The sequence below is a fragment of the Streptomyces griseoviridis genome, from assembly GCF_005222485.1.
In the GTDB taxonomy this organism is placed as follows: Bacteria; Actinomycetota; Actinomycetes; order Streptomycetales; family Streptomycetaceae; genus Streptomyces; species Streptomyces hintoniae.
This window is the reverse complement of sequence record NZ_CP029078.1, coordinates 1,524,409-1,547,033: the sequence shown is the minus strand read 5'-3', so window position 1 is coordinate 1,547,033 and position 22,625 is coordinate 1,524,409. Positions and strand designations below refer to the sequence as shown.

General features: G+C 73.6%; 19 protein-coding genes and 1 pseudogene. 11 read left to right on the top strand and 9 right to left on the bottom strand.

Translation table 11 applies throughout. The features are described 5' to 3' along the window. Positions 1-29 precede the first annotated feature (29 nt). The gene (locus tag DDJ31_RS05895; protein ID WP_127181350.1) at positions 30-563 is read right to left on the bottom strand and encodes a gamma carbonic anhydrase family protein; all 534 of its coding nucleotides are present in this window, start codon (positions 561-563) and stop codon (positions 30-32) included. 117 nt (positions 564-680) lie between these two features. On the opposite strand from DDJ31_RS05895, the gene DDJ31_RS05890 reads away from it, so the two are divergent. From DDJ31_RS05890 to DDJ31_RS05880, 3 genes are all read left to right on the top strand, one after another. After that, positions 681-1,451 (top strand): acyltransferase, encoded by a 771-nt coding sequence (locus tag DDJ31_RS05890; protein WP_127181351.1) that lies wholly within the window; start codon positions 681-683, stop codon positions 1,449-1,451. Positions 1,452-1,609: 158 nt separating this feature from the next. Continuing rightward, complete coding sequence (locus tag DDJ31_RS05885; protein ID WP_127181352.1) at positions 1,610-2,182, top strand: helix-turn-helix domain-containing protein; 573 nt, start codon at positions 1,610-1,612, stop codon at positions 2,180-2,182. Positions 2,183-2,225: 43 nt separating this feature from the next. Next, complete coding sequence (locus tag DDJ31_RS05880) at positions 2,226-2,789, top strand: YbaK/EbsC family protein (RefSeq protein ID WP_127181353.1); 564 nt, start codon at positions 2,226-2,228, stop codon at positions 2,787-2,789. Between the two features lie 14 nt (positions 2,790-2,803). On the opposite strand, the gene DDJ31_RS05875 is transcribed toward DDJ31_RS05880, so the two are convergent. From DDJ31_RS05875 to DDJ31_RS05865, 3 genes are all read right to left on the bottom strand, one after another. Next, entirely contained in the window at positions 2,804-4,033 is a 1,230-nt protein-coding gene (locus DDJ31_RS05875) for a 4-hydroxybenzoate 3-monooxygenase (RefSeq protein ID WP_171480776.1), read from the bottom strand. Positions 4,034-4,196: 163 nt separating this feature from the next. Further along, positions 4,197-5,834, bottom strand: coding sequence for an APC family permease (locus DDJ31_RS05870; protein ID WP_276319319.1), 1,638 nt, complete (start codon positions 5,832-5,834; stop codon positions 4,197-4,199). 336 nt (positions 5,835-6,170) lie between these two features. After that, positions 6,171-6,578 (bottom strand): CoA-binding protein, encoded by a 408-nt coding sequence (locus DDJ31_RS05865; RefSeq protein ID WP_127181355.1) that lies wholly within the window; start codon positions 6,576-6,578, stop codon positions 6,171-6,173. 168 nt (positions 6,579-6,746) lie between these two features. Here DDJ31_RS05865 and DDJ31_RS05860 point away from each other — a divergent pair, with 168 nt between their 5' ends. Beyond that, positions 6,747-7,505, top strand: coding sequence for a hypothetical protein (locus DDJ31_RS05860; RefSeq protein ID WP_171480775.1), 759 nt, complete (start codon positions 6,747-6,749; stop codon positions 7,503-7,505). Further along, positions 7,502-8,041 carry a SixA phosphatase family protein gene (locus DDJ31_RS05855; RefSeq protein WP_127181356.1) on the top strand — a complete coding sequence of 180 codons (540 nt, stop codon included), beginning with the start codon at positions 7,502-7,504 and terminating at the stop codon, positions 8,039-8,041. Before DDJ31_RS05860 ends, DDJ31_RS05855 begins: the two co-directional genes overlap by 4 nt. 12 nt (positions 8,042-8,053) lie before the next feature. Here the strand turns inward: DDJ31_RS05855 and DDJ31_RS05850 are convergent, their stop codons facing one another. Next, positions 8,054-10,033, bottom strand: coding sequence for an amino acid transporter (locus tag DDJ31_RS05850; RefSeq protein ID WP_431028674.1), 1,980 nt, complete (start codon positions 10,031-10,033; stop codon positions 8,054-8,056). 112 nt (positions 10,034-10,145) lie between these two features. On the opposite strand from DDJ31_RS05850, the gene DDJ31_RS05845 reads away from it, so the two are divergent. The 3 genes from DDJ31_RS05845 to DDJ31_RS05835 all read left to right on the top strand — a co-directional run bounded on the left by DDJ31_RS05845 (position 10,146) and on the right by DDJ31_RS05835 (position 15,246). Beyond that, complete coding sequence (locus DDJ31_RS05845) at positions 10,146-10,772, top strand: YigZ family protein (RefSeq protein WP_127181357.1); 627 nt, start codon at positions 10,146-10,148, stop codon at positions 10,770-10,772. 317 nt (positions 10,773-11,089) lie between these two features. Next, positions 11,090-12,253 (top strand): exonuclease SbcCD subunit D, encoded by a 1,164-nt coding sequence (locus tag DDJ31_RS05840; protein WP_127181358.1) that lies wholly within the window; start codon positions 11,090-11,092, stop codon positions 12,251-12,253. Beyond that, positions 12,250-15,246 (top strand): AAA family ATPase, encoded by a 2,997-nt coding sequence (locus DDJ31_RS05835; RefSeq protein ID WP_127181359.1) that lies wholly within the window; start codon positions 12,250-12,252, stop codon positions 15,244-15,246. The genes DDJ31_RS05840 and DDJ31_RS05835 overlap by 4 nt, the downstream gene beginning before the upstream one ends. A gap of 4 nt (positions 15,247-15,250) precedes the next feature. Here DDJ31_RS05835 and DDJ31_RS05830 read toward each other — a convergent pair whose 3' ends face one another. Beyond that, positions 15,251-15,697, bottom strand: coding sequence for an Lrp/AsnC family transcriptional regulator (locus DDJ31_RS05830; RefSeq protein ID WP_127181360.1), 447 nt, complete (start codon positions 15,695-15,697; stop codon positions 15,251-15,253). Between the two features lie 124 nt (positions 15,698-15,821). Between DDJ31_RS05830 and DDJ31_RS05825 the strand changes: the two genes are divergently transcribed. Continuing rightward, positions 15,822-16,280 carry a rhodanese-like domain-containing protein gene (locus DDJ31_RS05825; RefSeq protein WP_127181361.1) on the top strand — a complete coding sequence of 153 codons (459 nt, stop codon included), beginning with the start codon at positions 15,822-15,824 and terminating at the stop codon, positions 16,278-16,280. 70 nt (positions 16,281-16,350) lie between these two features. Next, complete coding sequence (locus DDJ31_RS05820; RefSeq protein ID WP_127181362.1) at positions 16,351-16,866, top strand: Imm21 family immunity protein; 516 nt, start codon at positions 16,351-16,353, stop codon at positions 16,864-16,866. Positions 16,867-17,021: 155 nt separating this feature from the next. On the opposite strand, the gene DDJ31_RS05815 is transcribed toward DDJ31_RS05820, so the two are convergent. Both DDJ31_RS05815 and DDJ31_RS05810 read right to left on the bottom strand, forming a co-directional pair. Continuing rightward, complete coding sequence (locus tag DDJ31_RS05815; RefSeq protein WP_127181363.1) at positions 17,022-18,713, bottom strand: DUF885 domain-containing protein; 1,692 nt, start codon at positions 18,711-18,713, stop codon at positions 17,022-17,024. A gap of 32 nt (positions 18,714-18,745) precedes the next feature. Then, the gene (locus DDJ31_RS05810; protein ID WP_127181364.1) at positions 18,746-19,237 is read right to left on the bottom strand and encodes an Lrp/AsnC family transcriptional regulator; all 492 of its coding nucleotides are present in this window, start codon (positions 19,235-19,237) and stop codon (positions 18,746-18,748) included. 60 nt (positions 19,238-19,297) lie between these two features. Here DDJ31_RS05810 and DDJ31_RS05805 point away from each other — a divergent pair. Beyond that, positions 19,298-20,452, top strand: a pseudogene (locus DDJ31_RS05805) (trans-sulfuration enzyme family protein); the annotation flags it as partial. A 620-nt stretch (positions 20,453-21,072) separates the two neighbouring features. Here the strand turns inward: DDJ31_RS05805 and DDJ31_RS05795 are convergent. After that, positions 21,073-22,581, bottom strand: a complete 1,509-nt coding sequence (locus tag DDJ31_RS05795) for a GNAT family N-acetyltransferase (RefSeq protein ID WP_171480774.1) — start codon at positions 22,579-22,581, stop codon at positions 21,073-21,075. Positions 22,582-22,625 lie beyond the last annotated feature (44 nt).

Below are 22,625 nucleotides of genomic sequence, written 5' to 3'. Positions count from 1 at the left end.
ACGGCGGACCCGGGGTTCGAGTTCCCCGTTCAGCCCTCCTCGTGCGCCTCGCGGTGCGCCTTCGCGAGGTCCGCGTAGAGGGTGCCGTTCAGGGTCACGCCCTGCTTCTCCTCCTCGGTCAGCTCCCGCCTGACCTTCGCCGGGACCCCCGCCACCAGGGAACCCGGCGGCACCTCCATGCCCTGCGGCACCAGCGCCTGCGCGGCGACCAGCGAGCCCGCCCCGATCACCGCGCCGTTGAGGACCGTCGCGCCCATTCCGATCAGGCAGTCGTCCCCGACGGTCGCCCCGTGCACCACGGCGTTGTGCCCCACCGACACCCGCTCCCCGATGCGCACCGGGAACCCCGGGTCGGCGTGGAGCGTGCAGTTGTCCTGGATGTTGCTGCGCGCGCCCACCGAGATCGCCTCGACGTCACCGCGCACGACCGCGCCGTACCAGACGCTGGCCCCGGCCCGCAGCGTCACGTCCCCGATCACCGACGCGGTCGGCGCCACGAACGCCTCCGCGTCGAGCCGCGGCTCCCGGCCGCCGAACCCCGTGATCAACGCCTTGTGCGCCATGGCCTCTCCTCGCCTCCGCCGGTGGTGAATCCTTCCGGCACCGTACGCCACCCGGTGGGGTGAAGATCACAGGGCCATCGGCCGGTGCGCCAGGCCCCCGCTGAGTACGGTGAGCGGGTGCCGAAGCCCACGAACGCGTTCTCGTCCTGGTCCCGGGGGCTCGCGCAGCGTGCCGTGCACGCGGGCTGGTCCTGGGTGCAGCGCACGGGTTCGGTGACCGCCGCGCACCCCGGCCGCTTCCGGTTCGGTGCCCTCGGCACCGGCACCCGGCTCGCCTTCCCGCTCGGCACGGTCTTCGGTGAACCATGGATCAAGATCGGCGCGCACTGCGTCGTCGGCGAACAGGTCACCCTCACCGCGGGCCTGATGCCCGACCTCGACCTCGGCCCCGACCCGATCCTGCGCATCGGCGACGGTGTCGTCCTCGGCCGGGGCAGCCATGTCATCGCGGACACCACGGTCACCATCGGCAGCGACTGCTACTTCGGCCCCTACGTCTACCTCACCTCCACGAACCACTCCTACGACGATCCCCACCAGCCCATCGGCAAGCAGTGGCCCCGGATGGAGCCGGTGGAGGTCGGGCCAGGCTGCTGGGTCGGCACCGGCGCGGTGATCCTGCCCGGCGCCAGGATCGGGCGGAACGTCGTGGTGGCGGCGGGCGCGGTGGTCCGCGGCACGGTCCCCGACCACGCGGTGGTGGCGGGCGCCCCGGCCCGGGTGGTCCGCCGCTGGACCCAGGACGAGGGGTGGCAGCCGCCGCTGCGCACCCCGGCCCCGATTCCGATCCCGGCCGGGGTCACCCCCGAACAGCTGTTGCGGCTCTCGGAGTTGGACGAGGAGACGGTGTCCAGGCCGGCCGAGGCCGACCTCGGTCCTGACACCTGACGGCCGCCGTCGGCCCGTCGCCGCCGCGGGGCACACCGCGACGAGACGCCTCGCAGTACAGTTCGGTGGACGACGGGGTGCACCGGACCGTAGTGCAGTCGAGTGGACTCTGTCGTCGAGGACAGTGCCCCACGAGGGCGTGACGAGTTGGACGGAATGTGTCGGACCTCGACCTGCTGACCCAGTCCCTGGCGCGCAACGTCAAACGCTGGCGCAACGACCGCGGCTTCACCCTGGACGTGCTCGCCGCCCGCGCCGGGGTCAGCCGCGGCATGCTCATCCAGATCGAGCAGGCCCGCACCAACCCCAGCCTCGGCACGGTCGTCAAGATCGGCGACGCCCTCGGCATCAGCATCACCACCCTGCTCGACTACGAGCAGGGCCCCCGGGTCAGGATCGTCCCCGCCGAGCAGGCGGTACGGCTCTGGCACACCCCCGCGGGCAGCCACAACCGGCTGCTGGCCGGCACCGAGGCGCCCGGCCCGCTGGAGATGTGGGACTGGCACCTGGTGCCGGGCGACAGCAGCCCCGCCGACCCGCACCCGGCGGGCACGGTCGAGATCGCGCACGTCACGTCCGGTGAGCTGACCCTGACCGTGGACGGCGTCGAGCACCGCGTCCCGACCGGCGCGAGCGTGACCTTCGAGGCGGACAGCCCGCACGTGTACGGCAACACCGGCGACGAGCCGCTGACGATGGTGATGGCCGTCTCCGTCCCGCCCGTCCAGTGAACCGCCCCGACCCGCCGGCCGGCGCTGCTGTTAGCGTGCGGCCATGCACGCACCCATCGGCCACTTCGACGACGCCGCCCTCGCCCCCGCCCCCGACCGCCTCGACGAGCTGACCGCGCCGGTCGCCGACGCCGTACGCCGCTGGAACGGCGCGGTGCCCGCCGAGCGGATCGTGTACGTCGACACCGACCCGGAGTGGGCCGACACCGCCGTCTTCGTCGAGCACTACGGGCGTGAGCTGCTCGAACAGTCCGCGAACTGCGTGGTCGTGGCCGGCAAGCGCGGCGGCGGGACCTCGCTCGCCGCATGTGTCGTGCTGTCCACCACCCGGGTCGACGTCAACGGCGTGGTCCGCCGCCAACTCGGCGCCCGGAAGGCGTCGTTCGCGTCGATGGACACGGCGACAGGGGAGACCGGCATGGAGTACGGCGGCATCACCCCGATCGGACTGCCCGCCGACTGGCCGGTGTTGGTCGACCCGGCCGTCGTCGAGCTGCCGTACGTCCTGGTGGGCAGCGGGCGCAGGCGCGGCAAGCTGCTGGTGCCGGGCGCCGCGTTCGCCGAACTCCCGGGCGCCGTCGTGCTGGAGGGGCTCGGCGTGGCCTGAGCCGCGGCGCCGGGTCAGACGGGGGAGCTCTCGCCGAGGTACTGCTCGGCGAAGGCCCCGGCCGCCCTGGGCGAGTCGAACAGGCGGCGCAGCCTGGCGCGGGTGGTGCCCGCGCGGTACGGGTCGCCCGAGGACGCGCCGTGGTACACGTCGGAGAGCCACTGCGAGAACTCCTGGTAGTCCCAGACGCGGCGCAGACAGGCGTCCGAGTAGCCGTCGAGACCGGCGGTGTCGCCGTCCGCCAGGTAGGCGATGAGCGCGTCGGCGAGCAGGAACGCGTCGTGCAGGGCGAGGTTCATGCCCTTGGCGGCGATGGGCGCGGTCAGATGCGCGGCGTCCCCGGCGAGGAAGAGGCGGCCGAACGACATCGGCTCCACCACGTGGTTGTGCAGATCGAGGACCCGCTTCTCGATCAGCCGCCCCTCGGTGAGCGGGGGCCGGTCGTCCACCGCGAGCCGTTCCTGCAACTCCGCCCAGACCCTGTCCTGCGGCCAGTTCTCCGGGTCGTCGCCGGGTGGGCACTGCAGGTAGTAGCGGGTCACGTCGGGGCTGCGCGGCATGTGCCCGGCGAAGCCGCGCGGGTGGACGCCGAACAGGACGCAGTCCGCGGACGGCGGTGCCTCGGCGAGCAGCGCGAGCCAGCCGACGCCGTAGTCGTGCCGGGAGATCCTGGCCCAGTCGGGCAGCACCGTCCTGGTCACCCCGCGGGCGCCGTCGCAGCCGGCCACGAAGTCGGCCCGCACCAGGTGCCGTTCGCCGTCCTCGACGGTGTACGACACCGCGGGCCCGGCGGTGTCGAGGCCGTGCAGCCGGACGTCGCGCACCTCGAACCTGATCGCGCCGCCACGCACGTCGGCGTACTCCCGCACCAGGTCCGTGACCAGCAACGGCTGTGGATAGACGTAGTGGTGACGGCCCGTCAACTCCTGGTAGGGGAGCCGGTGGCGCCGTCCGCCGAGCCGGAACTCGCACGCGGTGTGCCGCTCGGCCCGCGCCAACAGGCTCTCGGCGAGGCCGCGTTCCTCCAGGCCGCGCACCGCCCACTCCTCGATGACGCCGGCCCTGGGGCGCCCTTCGATGAAGGCGCGGGACTCCGTCTCCAGGACCAGGCAGTCGATCGAGGCGGCCCGCAGGACGTTGCCGAGGGCGAGGCCCGCCGGTCCCGCGCCGATGACGACGACCGGGAAGCGGGGCACGGCGGGCGAGCCGGACGGGGCGCTGTGGTGGGGGGAGTTGAGCGTCACCCGATCATTATGTCCGTGCCCGGACGGCCGCCGCGGGGCAGGGGAGCGGCGGCCGAGGGGCCGGCGCGGAGGCGCTGAGCTGGACCGGGAGTCGTTCGCGAGGGCGCCCGGGGCCCCTGCCGGGGCGCGGGTACCGCCGTCCGGGCAGGGGCCCCGGCCGCTGTCAGTGCGCGGGCGCGTCGGTCACCACGACCTCCTCGATGCTCCGCTCGATCTCCTCGGTGCGGGACGCGGTGGCCCGCGCCCAGTAGTAGACGCCGACGGAGAACACCGCGATGATCGCCATGTCCCACCACAGGGGGATGTGCCCGGCGCCGCCGAAGCCGCCCTGCCAGGAGATCAGGCCCATGCCCAGCAGATAGACCGGCAGCCACTGGGCGGCCCTGAAGTCCATGCGGGGCGCGTCCGGCTTGCCGGTCTTGATGGCGTACCAGGCGTAGCCGCCGAGCAGCGCGTAGCCGAGCACGATCGCCACGCCCAGCCGCCACAGGGTCTCCCAGCCGGCCCAGTAGATGATGAGGTCGGCGATCACGAACGACAGCGGGGAGATCACCCCGCCCGCGGGCAGCCGGTAGGGCCGTTCCAGGTGCGGCAGGCGCCGCGCGAAGACGCCGTAGGCGAGTGGGGCGCCCGCGTACATCAGGACGCTCGCCGAGGTGATGAAGCCGACCAGCTCCTGCCAGCTCGGGAAGGGCAGGAAGCAGACCACGCCGGTCACGAACGTGACGATCAGGCCGAACCACGGCACCCCGCGGGCGTCGGTGTGCGTGAGGACCTTCGGCGCGTAGCCGTTCTTGGCGAGGCCGTAGGAGACGCGGGAGGTGGCGGTGGTGTAGATGAGTCCCGTGCCGCCGGGGGAGATCACCGCGTCGAGGTACAGCACGACGCTGAGCCAGCCGAGACCGACCAGGGTGGCGAGGCCCGCCCAGGGGCCGCTGATGCCGGGGAAGTCGAGCTTGGCCCAGCCGTGCGCGAAGGTGCTGTGCGGCAGGGCGGCGATGAAGACGACCTGGAGCAGCAGGTAGATGACGGCGCCGATGGCGACCGAGCCGAGCGTGGCGCGGGGCAGGTCGCGCTTGGGGTTGCGGCTCTCGCCCGCGAGCTGGATCGCCTGCTCGAAGCCGAGCAGCGCGAAGATGATGCCGCTGCCGCTGATGGCGCTGAGGATGCCCTTGGCGCCGAACGGGGCGAAGCTCTCGGAGGTGAAGTTGGCGGGGTGGAAGTTGCCGGCGGCGATGATGAAGATCGCGGCCAGCGGGATGGCGATCTTCCACCAGGTGGCGGCGCTGTTGGTGTGGGCGAGGACCCGGACGCCGAGGAAGTTCACCGCGACGAAGACGGCCATCAGGACGATCGCCGCGAGCAGGCCCGAGCCGGTCAGGGTGCCGTCGGTGTGCTGGAACCCCGTGGCCCAGTCCCAGTGGCCCGCGTAGCCGATCATCGCCTCGACCTCGATGGGGGCGACCGTCGCTGCCTGGAGCCAGGAGAACCAGCCGAAGGACATGCCGGCCAGGCCGCCGAAGGCGTAGTGCGGGTAGCGTGCGGTGCCGCCCGCGACCGGGAAGAGGCCGCCCAACTCGGCGTGGACCAGGGCGAGCAGGACGATCGCGACGGCGCCGATCACCCAGGAGATGATCGCCGCGGGTCCTGCGGCCACCACGGCCTTCTCGGCTCCGTACAGCCATCCGGAGCCGATGATCGACCCGACGGAGGCCCACATGAGCCCGATGAGGCCGACGTCCCGCCTCAGCGCGTTCGGACTTCTGTTGTTTCTTGTGGAGGCATGGCCGACACTTACCATTTTCTCAACGGCCTCTCATGAATTGAATGCGCGCTTTCCGTGTCTGAGAGGTTGCAGAATAGTTTTCAATTCCGGTACGGCAGAAGACCCCGGGCCAAAGCTTGACCCGAACGGGGGATGACTCTGGACAGCGCGTCGACTGTTCTGTACGCGCCGCTGACCTGCGGCTCCGCCCGGCCTTTTCCGGCCGTCGAAAAACCGTGGACCATCCGAGTGCCGCTTTAGGTAAGAAAATAAGACGGGACCCGGGTCGCCTTACCCGTGTCCCGTCCTGTGCCGTGCCGTGGACCCGCCTATTTCGCTGTTTTCCCGGACGGCCGAATCGCCGTATCGGCGTCAGCCGAGACGCGGGATCTCGATCGCGGGGCAGCGGTCCATGACCATCGCGAGGCCCGCCGCACGGGTCCGCTCGAACGCCGGGGCGTCGACGACCCCGAGCTGGAACCAGACCGCCTTCGCGCCCTTCGCCACCGCCTCGTCGGCGACCGCCCCGGCCAGCGCGCTGTTCACGAACACGTCCACCACGTCCACGTCGAACGGGATCTCCGCGAGGCTCCGGTACCCGCGCTCGCCGTGCACCGTCTCCGCCTTGGGGTGCACCGGCACGATCCGCTTGCCGTACCGCTGGAGCACCCGCGCGACACCGAACGCGGCCCGGTCCGGGTTGGCCGACAGGCCCACCACCGCCCAGGTGTCACCGAGTCCGGTGAGAATGTCACGCACCGCCGCGTCGTCTCCGTACACCGTGGGCCTCCCTGAACCGGATGAATGTGCCGTCGAGATCCACAACGGCGAAGAACCCGCGTGGATTCCCGGCCGTGGGCCCGGACACCGGGGTCCGCGACCCGTTCTCTGACCGGAAATCCGTGCCGCGCGTCCGCGTCCGGTCCCTCCTCCGCCTACGCTCGCCTCGTGCTGCGCATCATCGACGCCCGAGACGGCGAGACCGTCGACGCCGCCCCGGCCCGCAGGGGACTGACCAGGGTCGAGGCCCATGTGGCGGACCGGGGACCAGGAGCTCTGCGGGTGCTGCTGGTCGCCGACCTCGTCGTCAGAACCCTCGAACTCGGCGGTACGCCGGTCTGGAGCCTGCTGACCGAGGCCCCGGGACAGCCCGCCGACCGCGGGCTCCCGGCGCTGCGGTCCGCCGCCGCCGCGCTCGGCATGCGCCCCTTCGAGGACAGCCGCGACATCGGCCTCGGACTCGGCGAGGCGCAGGTCCTGCACGTGGTCGCCCAGGGCGGCGCCACCCCCGACGGGGTACGCGTCGCCGTCGCCCCCGTCAGCACCGACCGCCTCCCCTTCCCCGACCTGGCCCGCGACCCCGCCGTCGACCCCGCCGCCGTCCGCCTCGCCCTGCTCTCCCCGCCGCGCGCCACCCCCCTCCGGCTCGACGCGGCCGTGCTCGGCGCGGCCCACGACACCCTCCTGCGCTGGCGGCGCGCCGTCGCCGGCTGGGCCGCGCACCCTTCGAGACCGGTACCCGAGGAGGTGCGGGTGCGGCTGCGGAACGCCTGGGAGAACGACCTCGACGTACCCGAGGTGCTGCGGGTGCTCGCCGCCGTGGAGACCTCCGAAGGACTCGCGGACGGCGCGCGCTTCGAGACGTACGCCTACGCCGACCGGCTGCTCGGCCTCGACCTCACCCTCGGCGTGGGAGCGGGCGCGTGATCGAGCGGGCGGGCGCCCTGCGCCGTCTCGTGGTGCTGCGGCACGCCAAGTCGGCCTGGCCCCCGGGCGTCCCCGACCACGACCGGCCGCTCGCCCCGCGCGGGCTGCGCGACGCACCCGCCGCGGGACACGCCCTCGCCGACGGCGACTGCCTGCCCGGCCTCGCCCTCTGCTCCACCGCCGCGCGCGCCCGCCACACCTGGGAACTGGCCTCCGCGCAGTGGGGCACCCCGCCGCCGGTCCGCCTCGACCGGCGCCTCTACGCCGCCGAAGCGCCCGAACTGCTCGACGTCGTCCACGAGGTGTCCACCGGGGTGGAGACCCTGCTCCTGGTCGGCCACAACCCCGGCCTCGAAGACCTCGTCCTCACCCTCGCGGGTGACAGCCTCGACGACGGCGCCCTCGACCAGGTGCGGACGAAGTTCCCGACCTCCGCCATCGCCGTCCTCGCCTGGCGCGGCCCCGACTGGCGGGCCCTGCTGCCCGGCACCGCCCTGCTGACCAGCCTCCTCGTCCCGCGCGGCCGCAAGCCCTGACCCGCACCGGGCCTACCCCACATGCACGTGCGGCCTGCGCTCCGGTTCCCGCTCCGCGCGGCGCAGCACCTCACGGGTCACCGGGGCGACCTCGCCGTCGCCGAAGACCAGGAAGCGCACCAGGTGGCCGAACGGGTTGCCCTCGGTCCAGCTGAAGTAGGCGTGCGGGACCTCGCCCGTCCGGTCGCGCAGCGCAAGCAGCACCGCCGCGATCGTGTTGGGCACCGTCGGCCCCGACACCCGCAGCCTGCGCACCCCGTGCCGGTGGTCGCCGCGCACGGTGATGTCCGAGGTGAAGTCGGAGGAGTCGCGCACGAACACTTCGAGGAACAGCGGGTGTCCGTCGTCCGGGATGGGGGTGTGGGTGCGCTGGTCGTCCTCCTTGGCCCGGTACTCGCGCCTGCTGTGCTCCTGGGGCTCGTTGGCGATCAGGCGCAGCGGGCCGAGCCGCGCCGCCTCGTCGACCAGCCGGGCCGCCGTCTCGTCGAACGTGACCTCGGCGGCGCGCAGTTCGAACGCCCGGTGCACCCGGGAGACGAACGACGTCACCAGGATCGCCACGATGAAGATCAGCGCGATCTTGATGCCGTCCGGGCGCTCCCTGACGTTGGTGACCAGGGTGTACGCGAACACCGCCGTGATGGCGCCGAAGCCGACGGTGGCCGGGCGCCGGCCGCGCCGGTGCACGGCGACCGCGGACGCGAACGACGCCGACAGCATCAGGACCAGCACACCGGTCGCGTACGCGCCGCTCTGCGCGTCCACGCTCGCGTCGAACCAGACCGTGATGAGGACCGCCGCCACCATGAAGACCAGCACCAGCGGCCGCACCGCCCGCGTCCACTCGGGCGCCATCCCGTAGCGCGGCAGATAGCGCGGCACCAGGTTCAGCAGCCCGGCCAGCGCGGACGCGCCCGCGAACCACAGGATCGCGATCGTCGAGACGTCGTAGACCGTGCCGAACACCGGGCCGAGCCGCTCGTGCGCGAGGTAGGCCAGGGCGCGGCCGTTGGCCGGGCCGCCCGCCGCGAAGTCGCGCTGCGGGATCAGGATCGTCGTGGCCAGACTGGACAGGAGCAGGAAGCAGCTCATCGTCAGCGCGGCCGTGGTGAGCAGTTTCCTGGTGTCCCTCACCCGCCCGGCCGGCTTCTCCCAGGTGTCCGTCGGATCGCCCTTGACCTGCGGCATCACCGCCACGCCCGTCTCGAACCCGGACATCCCGAGAGCCAGCTTCGGGAAGACCAGGAGCGCCACGCCGACCATCGCGAGCGGTGAGGAGTGCGCGGCGGTCAGCGCGTCCGCCCAGTTCCCGATGACCACCGGACGGCTGAGCACCTCCCACCCGGAGACGGCGAGCACCACCACGTTGAGGGCGAGATACGTCGACACCAGCACCACCGCGATCCCGACGGCCTCCCGGAAGCCCTTCAGGAACACCCCGCCGAGCAGTCCCACGAGCAGCAGCGTGATCGCCATGCCCGCGCCCGTCGCCCAGTGCGGGGCGAACGGGTTCTCCACCACGTGCGCGGCGGCGTCGGCGGCCGACAGGGTGATCGTGATCATGAAGTCGGTGGCGGCGAACCCCAGCAGCACCAGGACGAAGATCTTCCCCGCCCACCAGGACAGCAGCCGCTCCAGCATCGCGATCGAACCCTCGCCGTGCGGGCTCTCCCGCGCCACCCGCCGGTATACCGGCAGCGCGCCCAGCAGCGTCAGCGCGATCAGTACCAGCGTCGCGAGCGGCGAGAGCAGCCCGGCGGCGAGGGCCGCGATGCCCGGCTGGTAGCCGAGGGTCGAGAAGTAGTCGACGCCGGTCAGGCACATCACCCGCCACCACCGGTGGCCCCGGTGCTCGACGGACGGCGCCGCGTGCGGCCCCGGGTGCCTGGCCGACTGCTCGCTCAACCCCTCCAGCAGCCACGACCGCAGCCGGGATCTCATGGGCGCGGGGTGCGCCGCACCGGACGTGCTCCCGGCCTCGGTCGCCGTCATGGGCCGGCCTCCCTGCGCTCGGTACGGACCGTCGACGGGGGCGGGCGTCCCCGACATGGTCCCCTCTACCCGGGGGCGCGGCCCGCGCACCCGCTCCGCTTAGGCTGGCCCGATGCAGGACGAGTACCGCACCGTCGCCCACCCGGGCGTCCACGAGACCGAGGTCAACCGCTCACGCTTCCTGTGCGCGCTCGCCCCCGCCGCCACCGAGCAGGAGGCGCAGGACTTCCTGGCCGCCGTCCGCAAGGAGCACCCCGACGCCAGCCACCACTGCTGGGCGTACGTGATCGGCGCCGACGCCTCCGTGCAGCGCGCCGGCGACGACGGCGAACCCGGCGGCACCGCGGGCGTCCCGATGCTCCAGATGCTGCTGCGCCGCGACATGCGGTACGTCGTCGCCGTCGTCACCCGCTACTACGGCGGCGTCAAACTCGGCGCGGGCGGCCTCATCAGGGCCTACGGCGGAGCGGTCGGCGAGGCGCTCGACTCGCTCGGCACCCGCACCAGACGCCGCTTCCGGCTGGCCACGGTCACCGTCGACCACCAGCGCGCGGGCCGCGTCCAGAACGACCTGCGCACCTCGGGACGCGCCGTCCTCGACGTCCACTACGGCGAACAGGTCACCATCGACATCGGCCTCCCGGACGCCGAGGTGCCTGCCTTCCGCGCCTGGCTCGCCGACGCGACGGCGGGCACGGCACGCTTCGAGCCGGGCGGGGAGGCGTACGGGGACGCCTGAGCGGTACGGGCGCCTGAGCGGTGCGGGCGCCTGAGCGGTGCGGGGGCGCCTGAGCTGAACGGGCGGCTACGCGCTGCGGGGATGTCCGAGCCGCGCGGGCATGTCGTGTCCGGTGCGGACGCGGCCCGTCCGGTGGCCGGAGCTGACCCACCGGCAGGCGCGGCCGGACCACCGCCGACCCCAGGGGGTTGTGAGGTGTGGGGTGGATCAGAGGGCGGCATGCGTTAGCGTGACGGGTGCGCCCATGGCGCGGCCCAGGTCGGTGTGTTCTGGAACAAAGGTGCGGTAGAGGTAGACATGCAGGTCAGGTCGGTTTCATGAGACTCCTGCACACCTCCGACTGGCATCTCGGCCGCTCCTTCCACCGGGTGGACATGCTCGGCGCCCAGGCCGCATTCGTCACGCACCTCGTCACCACCGTGCGGGAGCACGCCGTCGACGCCGTGGTCGTCGCGGGAGACGTCTACGACCGCGCGGTGCCGCCCCTCGCCGCCGTCGAACTCTTCGACGACGCCCTGCACCGGCTCGCCGGCCTCGGCGTCCCCACCGTGATGATCTCCGGGAACCACGACTCCGCCCGCCGGCTCGGCGTCGGCGCCGGACTCATCGGCCGGGCCGGCATCCACCTGCGCACCGAGCCGTCGGCGTGCGGCACCCCCGTGGTGCTCGCCGACACCTTCGGCGACGTCGCCCTCTACGGCCTGCCCTACCTCGAACCGGCCCTGGTCAAAGGCGAGTTCGGGGTGGCGAAGGCCGGACACGAGACGGTGCTCGCCGCGGCCATGGAACGGGTCCGCGCCGACCTCGCCACCCGCCCCGCCGGCACCCGCTCCGTCGTCCTCGCGCACGCCTTCGTCACCGGCGGCGAGCCCAGCGACAGCGAACGGGACATCACCGTCGGCGGGGTCGCCGCGGTGCCCGCCGGGGTCTTCGACGGCGTCGACTACGTGGCCCTCGGCCATCTGCACGGCTGCCAGACCCTCACCGACCGGATCCGCTACTCGGGCTCCCCGCTCCCGTACTCCTTCTCCGAGACGGCCCACCGCAAGACGATGTGGCTCGTCGACCTCGGTGCCGACGGCTCCGTCACCGCCGAACGCGTCGACTGCCCGGTGCCGCGCGCGCTGGCCCGCCTCCGCGGCACCCTGGAGGAACTGCTCGCCGACCCCGAGCTGACCCGGCACGAGGACGCGTGGGTCGAGGCCACCCTCACCGACGCCGTCCGCCCTGCCGACCCCATGGCCCGGCTCCTCGAACGGTTCCCGCACACCCTCAGCCTCGCCTTCGACCCCGAACGCGCCCCCGACGACCCCGAGGTCTCCTACGCCAAGCGGCTCGCGGGCCGCAGCGACCAGCAGATCGCCGAGGACTTCGTCGCCCATGTGCGCGGCGCCGGACCCGACACCAGCGAACAGGGCGTCCTGCGGGACGCGTTCGACGCCGTCCGGGTCGACGAGACGGTACGGGAGGTCGCGCGGTGAGACTGCACCGGCTCGACCTCACCGCGTTCGGCCCGTTCGGCGCCGCCCAGACCGTCGACTTCGACGACCTGTCGGCCGCCGGCCTCTTCCTGCTGCACGGCCCGACCGGCGCGGGCAAGACCTCCGTCCTCGACGCCGTCTGCTACGCCCTCTACGGCTCCGTCCCCGGCGCCCGGCAGAGCGGCCAGGGCCAGAACCTCCGCAGCGACCACGCCGCCCCCGCCACCCGCACCGGCGTCACCCTCGAACTGACCGTCGCCGGACGCCGGTTGGAGGTCACCAGGCAGCCGCCCTGGGCACGCCCCAAGAAACGCGGCACCGGCACCACCCTGGAGAAGGCCCAGAGCTGGCTGCGCGAGCACGACCCGGCCACCGGCACCTGGAAGGACCTCAGCCGCTCCCACCAGGAGATCGGCGAGGAGATCACCCAACTCCTCGGCATGAGCCGCGAACAGTTCTGCCAGGTCGTCCTGTTGCCCCAGGGCGACTTCGCCCGCTTCCTGCGCGCCGACGCCGAGGCACGCGGCCGACTGCTCGGCCGCCTCTTCGACACCCAGCGCTTCGCCGACGTGGAGAAGCGCCTCGCCGACCGGCGGCGCTCCACCGAGGCACAGGTCCGCGAGGGCGACGAGGCGTTGCTCGCCGACGCGCACCGCATGCAGCAGGCCGCGGGCGACGCCATGGAGCTGCCCGACCTGAAGCCGGGCGAACCGGGCCTCGCCGAAGCCGTGTTGACCGCCGCCGCGCTCGCCCGCAGCACCGCCCGCGAACAGCTGGCCATCGCCTCCTCGCGTCTTACGGCCGCCGAGTCCGCGCAGGCCGCCGCCGACCGCGCGCTCGCCGACGCCCGCGAACTCGACCGGTTGCAGCGGCGGTTCGCCCAGGCACGGGAGCGGGCCGCGCTGCTGGAGGAACGCTCACCCGCCTACCGCGACGCGCAGACCCGCATGGAACGGGCCCGCAAGGCCGAGGCGGTGGCACCCGCACTGGAGCTGCGGGACTCCGCCGACACCGAGCACCGCAGGGCCGGCCGAGCCGAGGCCCAGGCGCGAGCCCAGCTCCCGGCACGCTTCGCGGACGCCGGAGCGAGCGGGCTCGCCGGTGCCGCCCGCCGCGCGGCCGAGGAGCTCGGCGGCCTCGAATCCGCCCGCCGCGCCGAACAGCGCCTCGCCGAACTCGCCGTCGAACGCGACCGGTTGGACCGCCAGGAACGGGCCGACGAGGACGCGCTCCAGGACGCCGACGCCTGGCTGTCCGGCTGGGACGAGCGCCGGGCCGCGCTACGGGCCGCCGTCGAGTCGGCGCAGCAGGCGGCCACCCGGGCCGAACAGCTCGCCGTCCAGCGCGAACCCGCGCGGACCAGGCTCGCGGCGGCCAGGCAACGCGACCGGCTCACCCGAGAGGCCCGCGAGGAGGGCGAGTCGGTCCGCGCCGCCACCGACGACGCCCTCACGGCCCGCGCCGCCTGGCTCGACGTCAAGGAACGACGGCTGAACGGCATCGCCGCCGAGCTGGCCGCCCAACTGGCCGACGGTGCACCCTGCTCGGTGTGCGGAGCGACCGAACACCCGGCGCCGGCCCGCAAGGACGCCGGGCACGTGGACCGCGAGAGCGAGGAACACGCCCTGGCCGCCTACCAGTCGGCCGACGAGCGGCGGGCGGGCGCCGAACGGCGGCTCGGCGAGGTGCAGCGCGCGCTGGCCACCGCCGAGGGTGAGGCGGGCGACACGCCCACCGACCAACTGGTGCGGGAAGCGCAGGAGTTGGAGGAGCGGTACGCCGAGGCCAGGAGCGCCGCCGCCCAACTCCACCCCGCCACCGAACGCCTCGGCGTCGCCGAACAGGAGCGCGAGCGGCGGGTCACCGCCCAGCAGAAGGCCGCCGTCGGCGCCGCCTCCCGGGTCGCGGCCCGCGAACCCCTCGACCGTGAACGCACCGCACTGGAAGCGGAGTTGACCCAGGCACGCGGGACGGCCGACAGCGTCGCCACCCGGGCCGGGCAACTGGAGCGGCAGGTCGCGCTGCTCACCGACGCCGCCGACACCGCACGCGCCGCAGAGGACACCGCCCAGCGCCTCAAGGACGCCGACGCCCGGCTCGCCGACGCCGCCTTCCGGGCCGGCTTCGACACCCCGCAGGCCGCGGCGGACGCCCTCCTGGACGCCGCCGCCCACCGCGAGCTGCAACGGCGCCTGGACGCCTGGCAGTCGGAGGAGGCCACCGTGCGCGCGGTGCTCGCCGAGACCGAGACCGCCGAGGCCGCCGCCCGGCCCGCCGCCGACCTCGCGGGCGCCGAACGGAGCGCGGCGGCCGCCGCCGCCCGGGTCCGTGACGCCGCCTCCGCCCGCGACGCGGCCGACCGCCGGCGCGCTGAACTCGACCGGCTCTCCGCCCACTCCGCCACCGGCGTCCGCCGACTCGCGCCGCTGCGCGAGGAGTACGACCGGGTCGCCCGGCTCGCCACCCTCACCGCGGGCACCTCGGCACAGAACGAACGCCGGATGCGCCTGGAGTCGTATGTCCTGGCCGCCCGCCTCGAACAGGTGGCCGCCGCCGCGACCGTACGGCTCCAGCGCATGTCCTCGGGCCGCTACACCCTCGTCCACTCCGACGACAGGTCGGGGCGCGGGCGCAGCGGACTCGGGCTGCACGTGGTCGACGCGTGGACCGGACGCGAGCGGGACACGGCGACCCTCTCGGGCGGCGAGACCTTCTTCGCCTCGCTGGCCCTCGCCCTCGGCCTCGCGGACGTCGTCACCGACGAGACGGGCGGGGTCAGCCTCGACACCCTCTTCATCGACGAGGGCTTCGGCAGCCTCGACGAGCAGACCCTCGACGAGGTGCTCGACGTCCTCGACTCGCTGCGCGAACGCGACCGCAGCGTCGGCATCGTCAGCCATGTCGCCGACCTGCGCCGCCGCGTCCACGCCCAACTGGAGGTCGTGAAGGGGCGGTCGGGGTCGGCACTGCGGCAGCGCGGCGCCGCCGGGTAGCGGGTCAGCGGCCGAGCGGACGCCGGGGGAGCGGCGAGGAGTAGACGACGCTGGTGGTCACCGAACCGAGCGTGCCGATCTTCCCCGACACCTCCTCCAGGTGCCCCATCGAGCGGGCGGCGACCTTGATGACGAAGCAGTCGTCACCCGTCACATGGTGCGCCTCCAGAACCTCGGGCGTCACGGCCACCAGGTCGTGGAACGGCTTGTAGTTGCCGTTCGGGTACCGCAGCCGCACGAACGCCAGGATCGGCAACCCCAGCCGCTCCGGGTCGACGACGGCCGTGTACCCCTGGATGACACCGGCCTCCTCGAGCCGCCGCACCCGCTCGGTCACCGCGCTCGGCGACATGGCCACGGCCCGCGCCAGCTCGGCGAAGCCGGCCCGCCCGGTGCGTTGCAGGACGTCGAGAATGCGCCAGTCGGTGGCGTCCGGGGAAAACTCGGTCATCCCCGAGAGATACCAGGGAAATCCCTGGCCGGACGGCGTTCGTGCCGGGGATCACACCTTCAGAGGGCGGATCGGCCACCGTAGATTTCTGCCTGCCGACCCCACCACCAGAAGGACGCCCGCCATGACCACCCACCCCACAGGCCACCTCCGCCCCGCCGAGGCCGCCGCCCACTTCCGCGCCCGTCTCGCCCTGTACACCGACGTCTCCGATGTCGCCGCCGCGCTGGCCGGCGTGGGCGACCCTGGGTTCGTGCTCATCGACTCCCGCTCCACCGAGTCCTGGGACCAGGGGCATGTGTCCGGCGCCGTCCACCTGCCGACCGCACTCGTCCCCGAACGGGCCGAGGAGATCCTCGACCGGGCGGTGCCCGTCGTCACCTACTGCTGGGGCCCGGGATGCGACGGCGCCGCCCGCTCGGCGCTCGCCCTCGCCGAACTCGGCTTCCACGTCAAGGAGATGATCGGCGGCTTCGAGTACTGGGTGCGCGAGGGCTTCGAGTTCGAGACCGGACAGGGCCGTGAACGGCGGACCCCCGACCCGCTGACGGCACCGGAGCGGGCCGCGGCCTGCGGCTGCTGACCACGCCAAGCGGCTTGCGCACAGGGCCAGTTGATCGACATCGACGGCCGTGCGTGTACGGTGTGGCGCCATGGTGCGATACGCGGAACCCGGGACCGTCGAGTGGGTCGAGTCGGACGGCGGACCCCTCATCGCGGTACCGGAGACGGTCCTGCCGTTCTGGTCAGGGGCCGACGGCGACGACCTGGCCTCCGACTACGACCGGGCCTGCGAGATCGACACGGCCTTCGGTCTGCTCCCGGTCGGCGACCGCACCGCCCTCGTCCTCGGCGACGAACCCGCCGCCACCGCCTATCTCCCGGAGCACGGCACGCTCGTCCGCTGGTACGCGGCCGACACCGAGGCCGAACTCCTCGCCGGGGCGCGGGACGCCCTCACCACCGCGGACTGGACGGACGAGAGGCACTGGAACGTCCCCGGCCCGGTCGTCCTCTTCGACTCCGCCTGGCCCGGCACCGCCCCCGCCCGCACGGACACCCTCCGCATCACCCTGGCCGCGGGCCACTACGCGGTACGGTCCGCGGTCAGACCGGGGCCCGAGATCTGGGCCGGCCTGGTGCACCTGCGGAGGCTCGACGAGGCGTAGCCGGACCGGACGAGTGCGCCGGACGGCCCCGCCGTTCCGTCCGTCCCGCTCGCCACCAGCCCGTCAGCCCGCCTCGCCGTCCGTCAGCCCTTCGGTCCGCCTCGTCGTCGGGCCGGCCGTCGACGAGGCGGACGGGCCGACGGCCCTGCTCCCGCTCAGAGCTTGGACAGCTCGTCCACCAGGTCGTCAAGGCCGAGCGAGCCCTGGGACAGGGCCGCCATGTGCCACGCCTTCAGGTCGAACGCGTCGCCGTGGCGCTCGCGGGCCTTCTCCCGGCCCAGCAGCCAGGCGCGTTCGCCCAGCTTGTAGCCGATCGCCTGCCCCGGGATCGTCAGATAGCGGGTCAGCTCGCTCTCCACGAAGTCCGCCGGGCGGCTGCTGTGCGCGCCGAAGAACTCCTGCGCCAGCTCCGGCGTCCAGCGCTCACCGGGGTGGAACGGCGAGTCCGCCGGAATCTCCAGCTCCAGGTGCATGCCGATGTCGACGATGACCCGCGCGGCCCGCATCATCTGCGCGTCCAGGTAGCCGAGCCGCTGCTCGGCGTCCGTGAGGAAGCCCAGCTCGTCCATCAGCCGCTCCGCGTACAGCGCCCAGCCCTCGGCGTTGGCGCTGACCATGCCGACGGCCGCCTGGTAGCGGGAGAGGTCCCCGGCGACGTGCACCCACTGCGCGAGCTGGAGGTGATGGCCGGGCACGCCCTCGTGGTACCACGTCGACACCAGGTCGTAGACCGGGAAGCGGGTCTGGCCCATCGTCGGCAGCCAGGTGCGGCCGGGACGCGAGAAGTCCTCCGACGGGGACGTGTAGTAGGGGGCCGCCGCGCTGCCGGGCGGCGCGATCCGCGACTCCACCTTCCGTACGTCGTCGGCGAGGTCGAAGTGGGTGCCGTCCAGCTTCTCGATCGCCTCGTCCATCAGGCCCTGGAGCCAGTCCCTGACCTCGTCGACGCCCTCGATGTGCCGGCCGTGCTCGTCCAGGTGGGCGAGCGCCGCCCACGGCGTCTCGGCGCCGGGCAGGACCCGCTCCGCCTCCCGCCTCATCTCGGCGAGCAGCCGGTGGTACTCCGACCAGCCGTACGCGTACGCCTCGTCCAGATCGAGATCCGTGCCGTTGAAGTAGCGCGACCAGCGGGCGTACCGCTCACGGCCCACCGTGTTCGGGGCGCCCTCGATCGTCGGCGCGTACACGTCCCGCATCCAGTCCCGCAGCTCGACCACGGCCGCCGTCGCCGCGCCCGCCGCCTCGTCCAGCTTGGCGCGCAGCTCAGCGGGGCCCGCCGACACGAAGTCCTCGAACCAGCCGAGGCCGTTGCCGTCGGTGTCCGCCCACTCGCCGAGCTGCGTCACGAAGGTCGCCGTCGGACGCGGCGACGCGTACAGCTTCCTTTCGAGCCCCAGCGCCAGCGACTCGCGGTAGCCCGCCAGCGCCGTCGGCACCGCCCGCAGCCGCTCGACGATCGCCGTCCACTCCGCCACCGTCCCGCTGGGCGTGACCGTGAAGATGTCGCGGACCGCGTGCACGGCCGTCCCCATGTTGCCGACCGAGCGCAGGCCCTCGTCCGCCTCGTGCACCGCGATCTCCGCGGTCAGACGCTCACGCAGCAGCCGTCCGCACCGGCGTTCACTGTCGGTGTCCGCGCCGGGCCGCCGCTCGGCCTCGTCCAGCTTCGCGAGCGTCGCCCGCTGGAGCGCGGCGAGCGCCTCCTGTCCCGCCGGCGAGGTGTCGGGCAGCCGGCTCGAACTCTCCTTCACACCCAGGTAGGTGCCGGTGATCGGGTCGAGGGCGATGAGATCGTCGACGTACGCGTCGGCGACCGCACGGGGCAGCGGGTTGTTGGTGTCAGACATACCGCCATCCTCGTACGGACCCGCGTCGCACGTCACCCTGATTGCGCCGAGGGCGTAGGCGGCAGCAGCGGCCCGCACTCCCACTGCTGGAAGATCAGCCGGGTCTCCACCCGCGCCACCTCAGGCCGGGCCGTGAACCCGTCCAGGACCAGCCGTTGCAGATCGGCCATGTCGGCGACCGCGACATGGACCAGATAGTCGTCGGGGCCGGTCAGGTGGAAGACGGTCCGCGACTCGGGCAGCGCCCTGATCCGCTCCACGAACGGCCCCACCAGCTCCCGCCTGTGCGGTCTGACCTGCACGGACAGCAGCGCTTCGAGACCCCGCCCGAGCTTGGCCGGATCGAGCCGCAGCTGATGCCCGAGGATCACCCCGGAGCGGCGCAGCCGCGTCACCCGGTCGAGGCAGGTCGACGGCGCCACCCCGACCTGCGCGGCGAGGTCCCGATAGGTGGTCCGGGCGTCGTTCTGGAGCAGCCCCAGCAGACGCAGATCCACCGGATCCAGTACGACGGACTCGGTCATCGGCCGAACGTAGCACGGGAGTTGCCCACCCAGGACCGGCCGGTGTTCACCCTTCCCTCCATGGACTCCCCGCGTACCGCACCGCGCGCACTGGCGACCGAGGCCGTGCACGCCGGCCGCGACGACCTCGCCCGGCAGGGACTGCACGCCCCGCCCATCGACCTGTCGACCACCTACCCCTCCCACGACAGCCGGGCCGAGGCCGCCCGCGTCGACGCCTTCGCCGCCACCGGCGCCGAACCGGACGGCCCGCCCGTCTATGGCCGCCTCGGCAACCCGACCGTCGCCCGCTTCGAGACCGCCCTCGCCCGCCTCGAAGGCACCCCCGCCGCGGTCGCCTTCGCCAGCGGCATGGCCGCGCTGACCGCCGTCCTGCTGGCCAGGGCCTCGGCCGGGCTGCGGCACGTGGTCGCCGTCCGCCCCCTGTACGGGTGCAGCGACCACCTGCTGACCGCCGGGCTGCTCGGCACCGAGGTCACCTGGACCGACCCGGCCGGCATCACCGACGCGCTGCGCCCCGACACCGGCCTGGTGCTCGTCGAGTCCCCGGCCAACCCGACCCTCGCCGAGGTCGACCTGCGGGCCGTCGCGCACTCCTGCGGCTCGGTGCCGCTGCTCGTCGACAACACCTTCGCGACGCCCGTCCTGCAACGGCCCGCCGAACAGGGGGCGCGGCTGGTGCTGCACAGCGCCACCAAGTACCTCGGCGGCCACGGGGACGTCCTGGCGGGCGTGGTGGCCTGCGACGAGGAACTCGCCGGACGGCTGCGGCAGATACGGTTCGCCACCGGCGGTGTGCTGCATCCGCTGGCCGGCTATCTGCTGCTGCGCGGCCTGTCCACGCTGCCGGTCCGGGTCCGCGCCGCCTCCGCCAACGCCGCCGAACTGGTCCGCAGGCTCCGCGCCGACCCGCGCGTCACCCGCGTCCACTACCCGCGCGTCGGCGGCGCGATGATCGCCTTCGAGGTCGCGGGCGACCCGCACGACGTCATCGCCGGCGTCCGGCTGATCACCCCCGCCGTCAGCCTCGGCAGCGTCGACACCCTCATCCAGCACCCCGCCTCCATCAGCCACCGCGTCGTCGACCCGGCCGACCGACACGGCGCGGGCGTCACCGACCGCCTGCTGCGCCTCTCGGTGGGCCTGGAGGACGTCGACGACCTGTGGACCGACCTGGACCACGCACTGGACGGCCGTGGCGCGGGTACGGGGAGTGACCTGACCGGCGGCGCGGAGACGGGCGGTGACGTGGGAGGCGGTGCGGGGATGGGCGGTGGCTTGGGAGGCGGTGCGGGGATGGGCGGTGGCTTGGGCGGCGGTGCGGAGACGGGCGGTGGCTTGGGCGGCGGTGCGGAGACGGGCGGTGGCCTGGGCGGCGGTGCGGAGACGGGCGGTGGCTTGGGCGGCGGGGCGGAGACGGGCGGTGGCCTAGGTGGCGGTGCGAGGGCGAACGGCGACTTGGACGGCGGTGCGGGGACGGGCGGCGGTGCGGACGGTGCGGCTGCGGGGGATCTCGCCCTGCACGGGGCGGTGCGGCTGGTCTGAGGCGGCGTGCGGGCCCGGTCCGTCGCCCTCGGAGCGCGGGAGCACGCAAAGGGCCCGGCGGGTCACGCCGGGCCCTTCCCTGCTCGTCACTCGTCACTCGCCGTTCGTCACGCGTGACCTGCCATTCGGGACTTGTCACTCGGGCCTGTCACTCGTCCGTGTCACCCGTTCAGGCCGTGTCACCCGTTCAGGCCGTGTCACCCGTTCAGGCCGTGTCACCCGTTCCGGCCGTTCCGGCCGCTCGGGTCGCCCGACGCGCCCCGGGGCGACCCGGGCCGGTCCTTCCCGGCTCAGTCCTTGATGATCCGCTCCACGTGCTCGGCGCGCTGTTCCTCCGCCGCCGCGGCCGCCGCCGCTGCCCGCGCGGACTCCAGGCGGGCGGTGACGACCAGGGTGCCTTCCTCGATCTGGTAGTCGAGGGGCAGTTCGAGCCCGCGCATCGCCGCGACCATGCCGGTGTTCGACGCCTGTGTCACCGCGTACACGCTCTCGCAGCCCGCCTCGGCGGCCATCGCCACCAGCCGGCGCAGCAGCTCGGCGCCGATGCCCCGGCGCTGCCAGCCGTCCTCGACGAGCAGCGCGACCTCCGTCTCGTCGCCGTCCCAGAGCAGATGGCCGAGGCCCACGATCCGGCCCGAGGCGGTCTGCACCGCGAGCGTGCGGCCGTAGCGCGGGCTGAGCAGGTGGTTCAGATAGCGGTCCGCGTCCCCGACCGGCCCGTGGTAGCGCATCCCCAACGACCGCGGCGAGCACCGCTCGTGCATCTCCTTCGCGGCCTCCAGATCCCGGACGTCCGCCCGGCGGACGGTGATCTCGTTGCCCTCCGGCAGGGTCAGGACGTCCTCGCCGTGCGGCATCCGGGGACCGAGCCGGGCGTCCAGGTCGACCAGGGCGCGCGCCCGCGCGAACTCCGTCGGCGTGAACGGCAGATACGGCCGCTCCACGGTGATCACTCCGCCCTCCGGCGCCCGCAGCCGCAGCACGGTGTCCTCCAGGGCCCCTTCGACCGGCGCCCCCACCGGACCCCGACCGGCGTCGGAGGCTCCCGCGGGCGACTGGCGGATGGTGCAGCGGCCCAGCAACTGGCGCAGCGCCAGCGGCAGTTCCGCCGCGTCCAGGGCGGTCCGGGCGGCCAGGCCGAGGACCCGGGTCGGCGCGTCCACCAGGTCGTGGGCGTCGGCCCGCTCGATCCAGGTGTCGCTGCCGCCGGCCACCGCCACCACCCGGGTCAGCGCCGAGGCGGTGAGGCCGGCGGGGGCCCGCAGCAGGAACTCGTCCACGGTGCCGTCGGCCAGCGGGTGCGTCTGGAGGCTCAGGATGTCGACCCGGCTCCCGGCGAGTGCGGTGCACAGCTCCGCGAGCGACCCCGGCTCGTCCTTCACCGTCGTCCGCATCCGCCACAGCGTGCTCGCCGCCGGCACGGTCTCCGGAGTGGGTGCGGTCGCCGCGCTCATCGAGGCCGCCGCGGTCCCCGAGGTCCCCGGGGCCGTCCCGGTCAGTGGTGCGGACGGCCCGGCCTGCTGTCCCTGGGACGGCGGCCGGGCACCGGTATCGATCACCGGCGGCGCGTGACCGTGGCGGCGTGACCACCAGATGTGGAAGCCCGCCGTCGCGGCCAGCACCACCGCCGAGATCAGCAGCAGCGTGATGCCCCCGGGCCCGTGCCCGATCAGGTTGGCCACGGCGTCGGCCACGGCGACCGCCGTGAACAGCGCGGCCAGCTCGACGACGTCCCGCCGCCAGTGGTGCACCGGACGCCCGTTCTTCGCACGTGTCACATCGGACAGGTTTCGAGTCATGCACCCACTGTGAAGGAACGGTGTTGCGTGATCGCGAACGATCT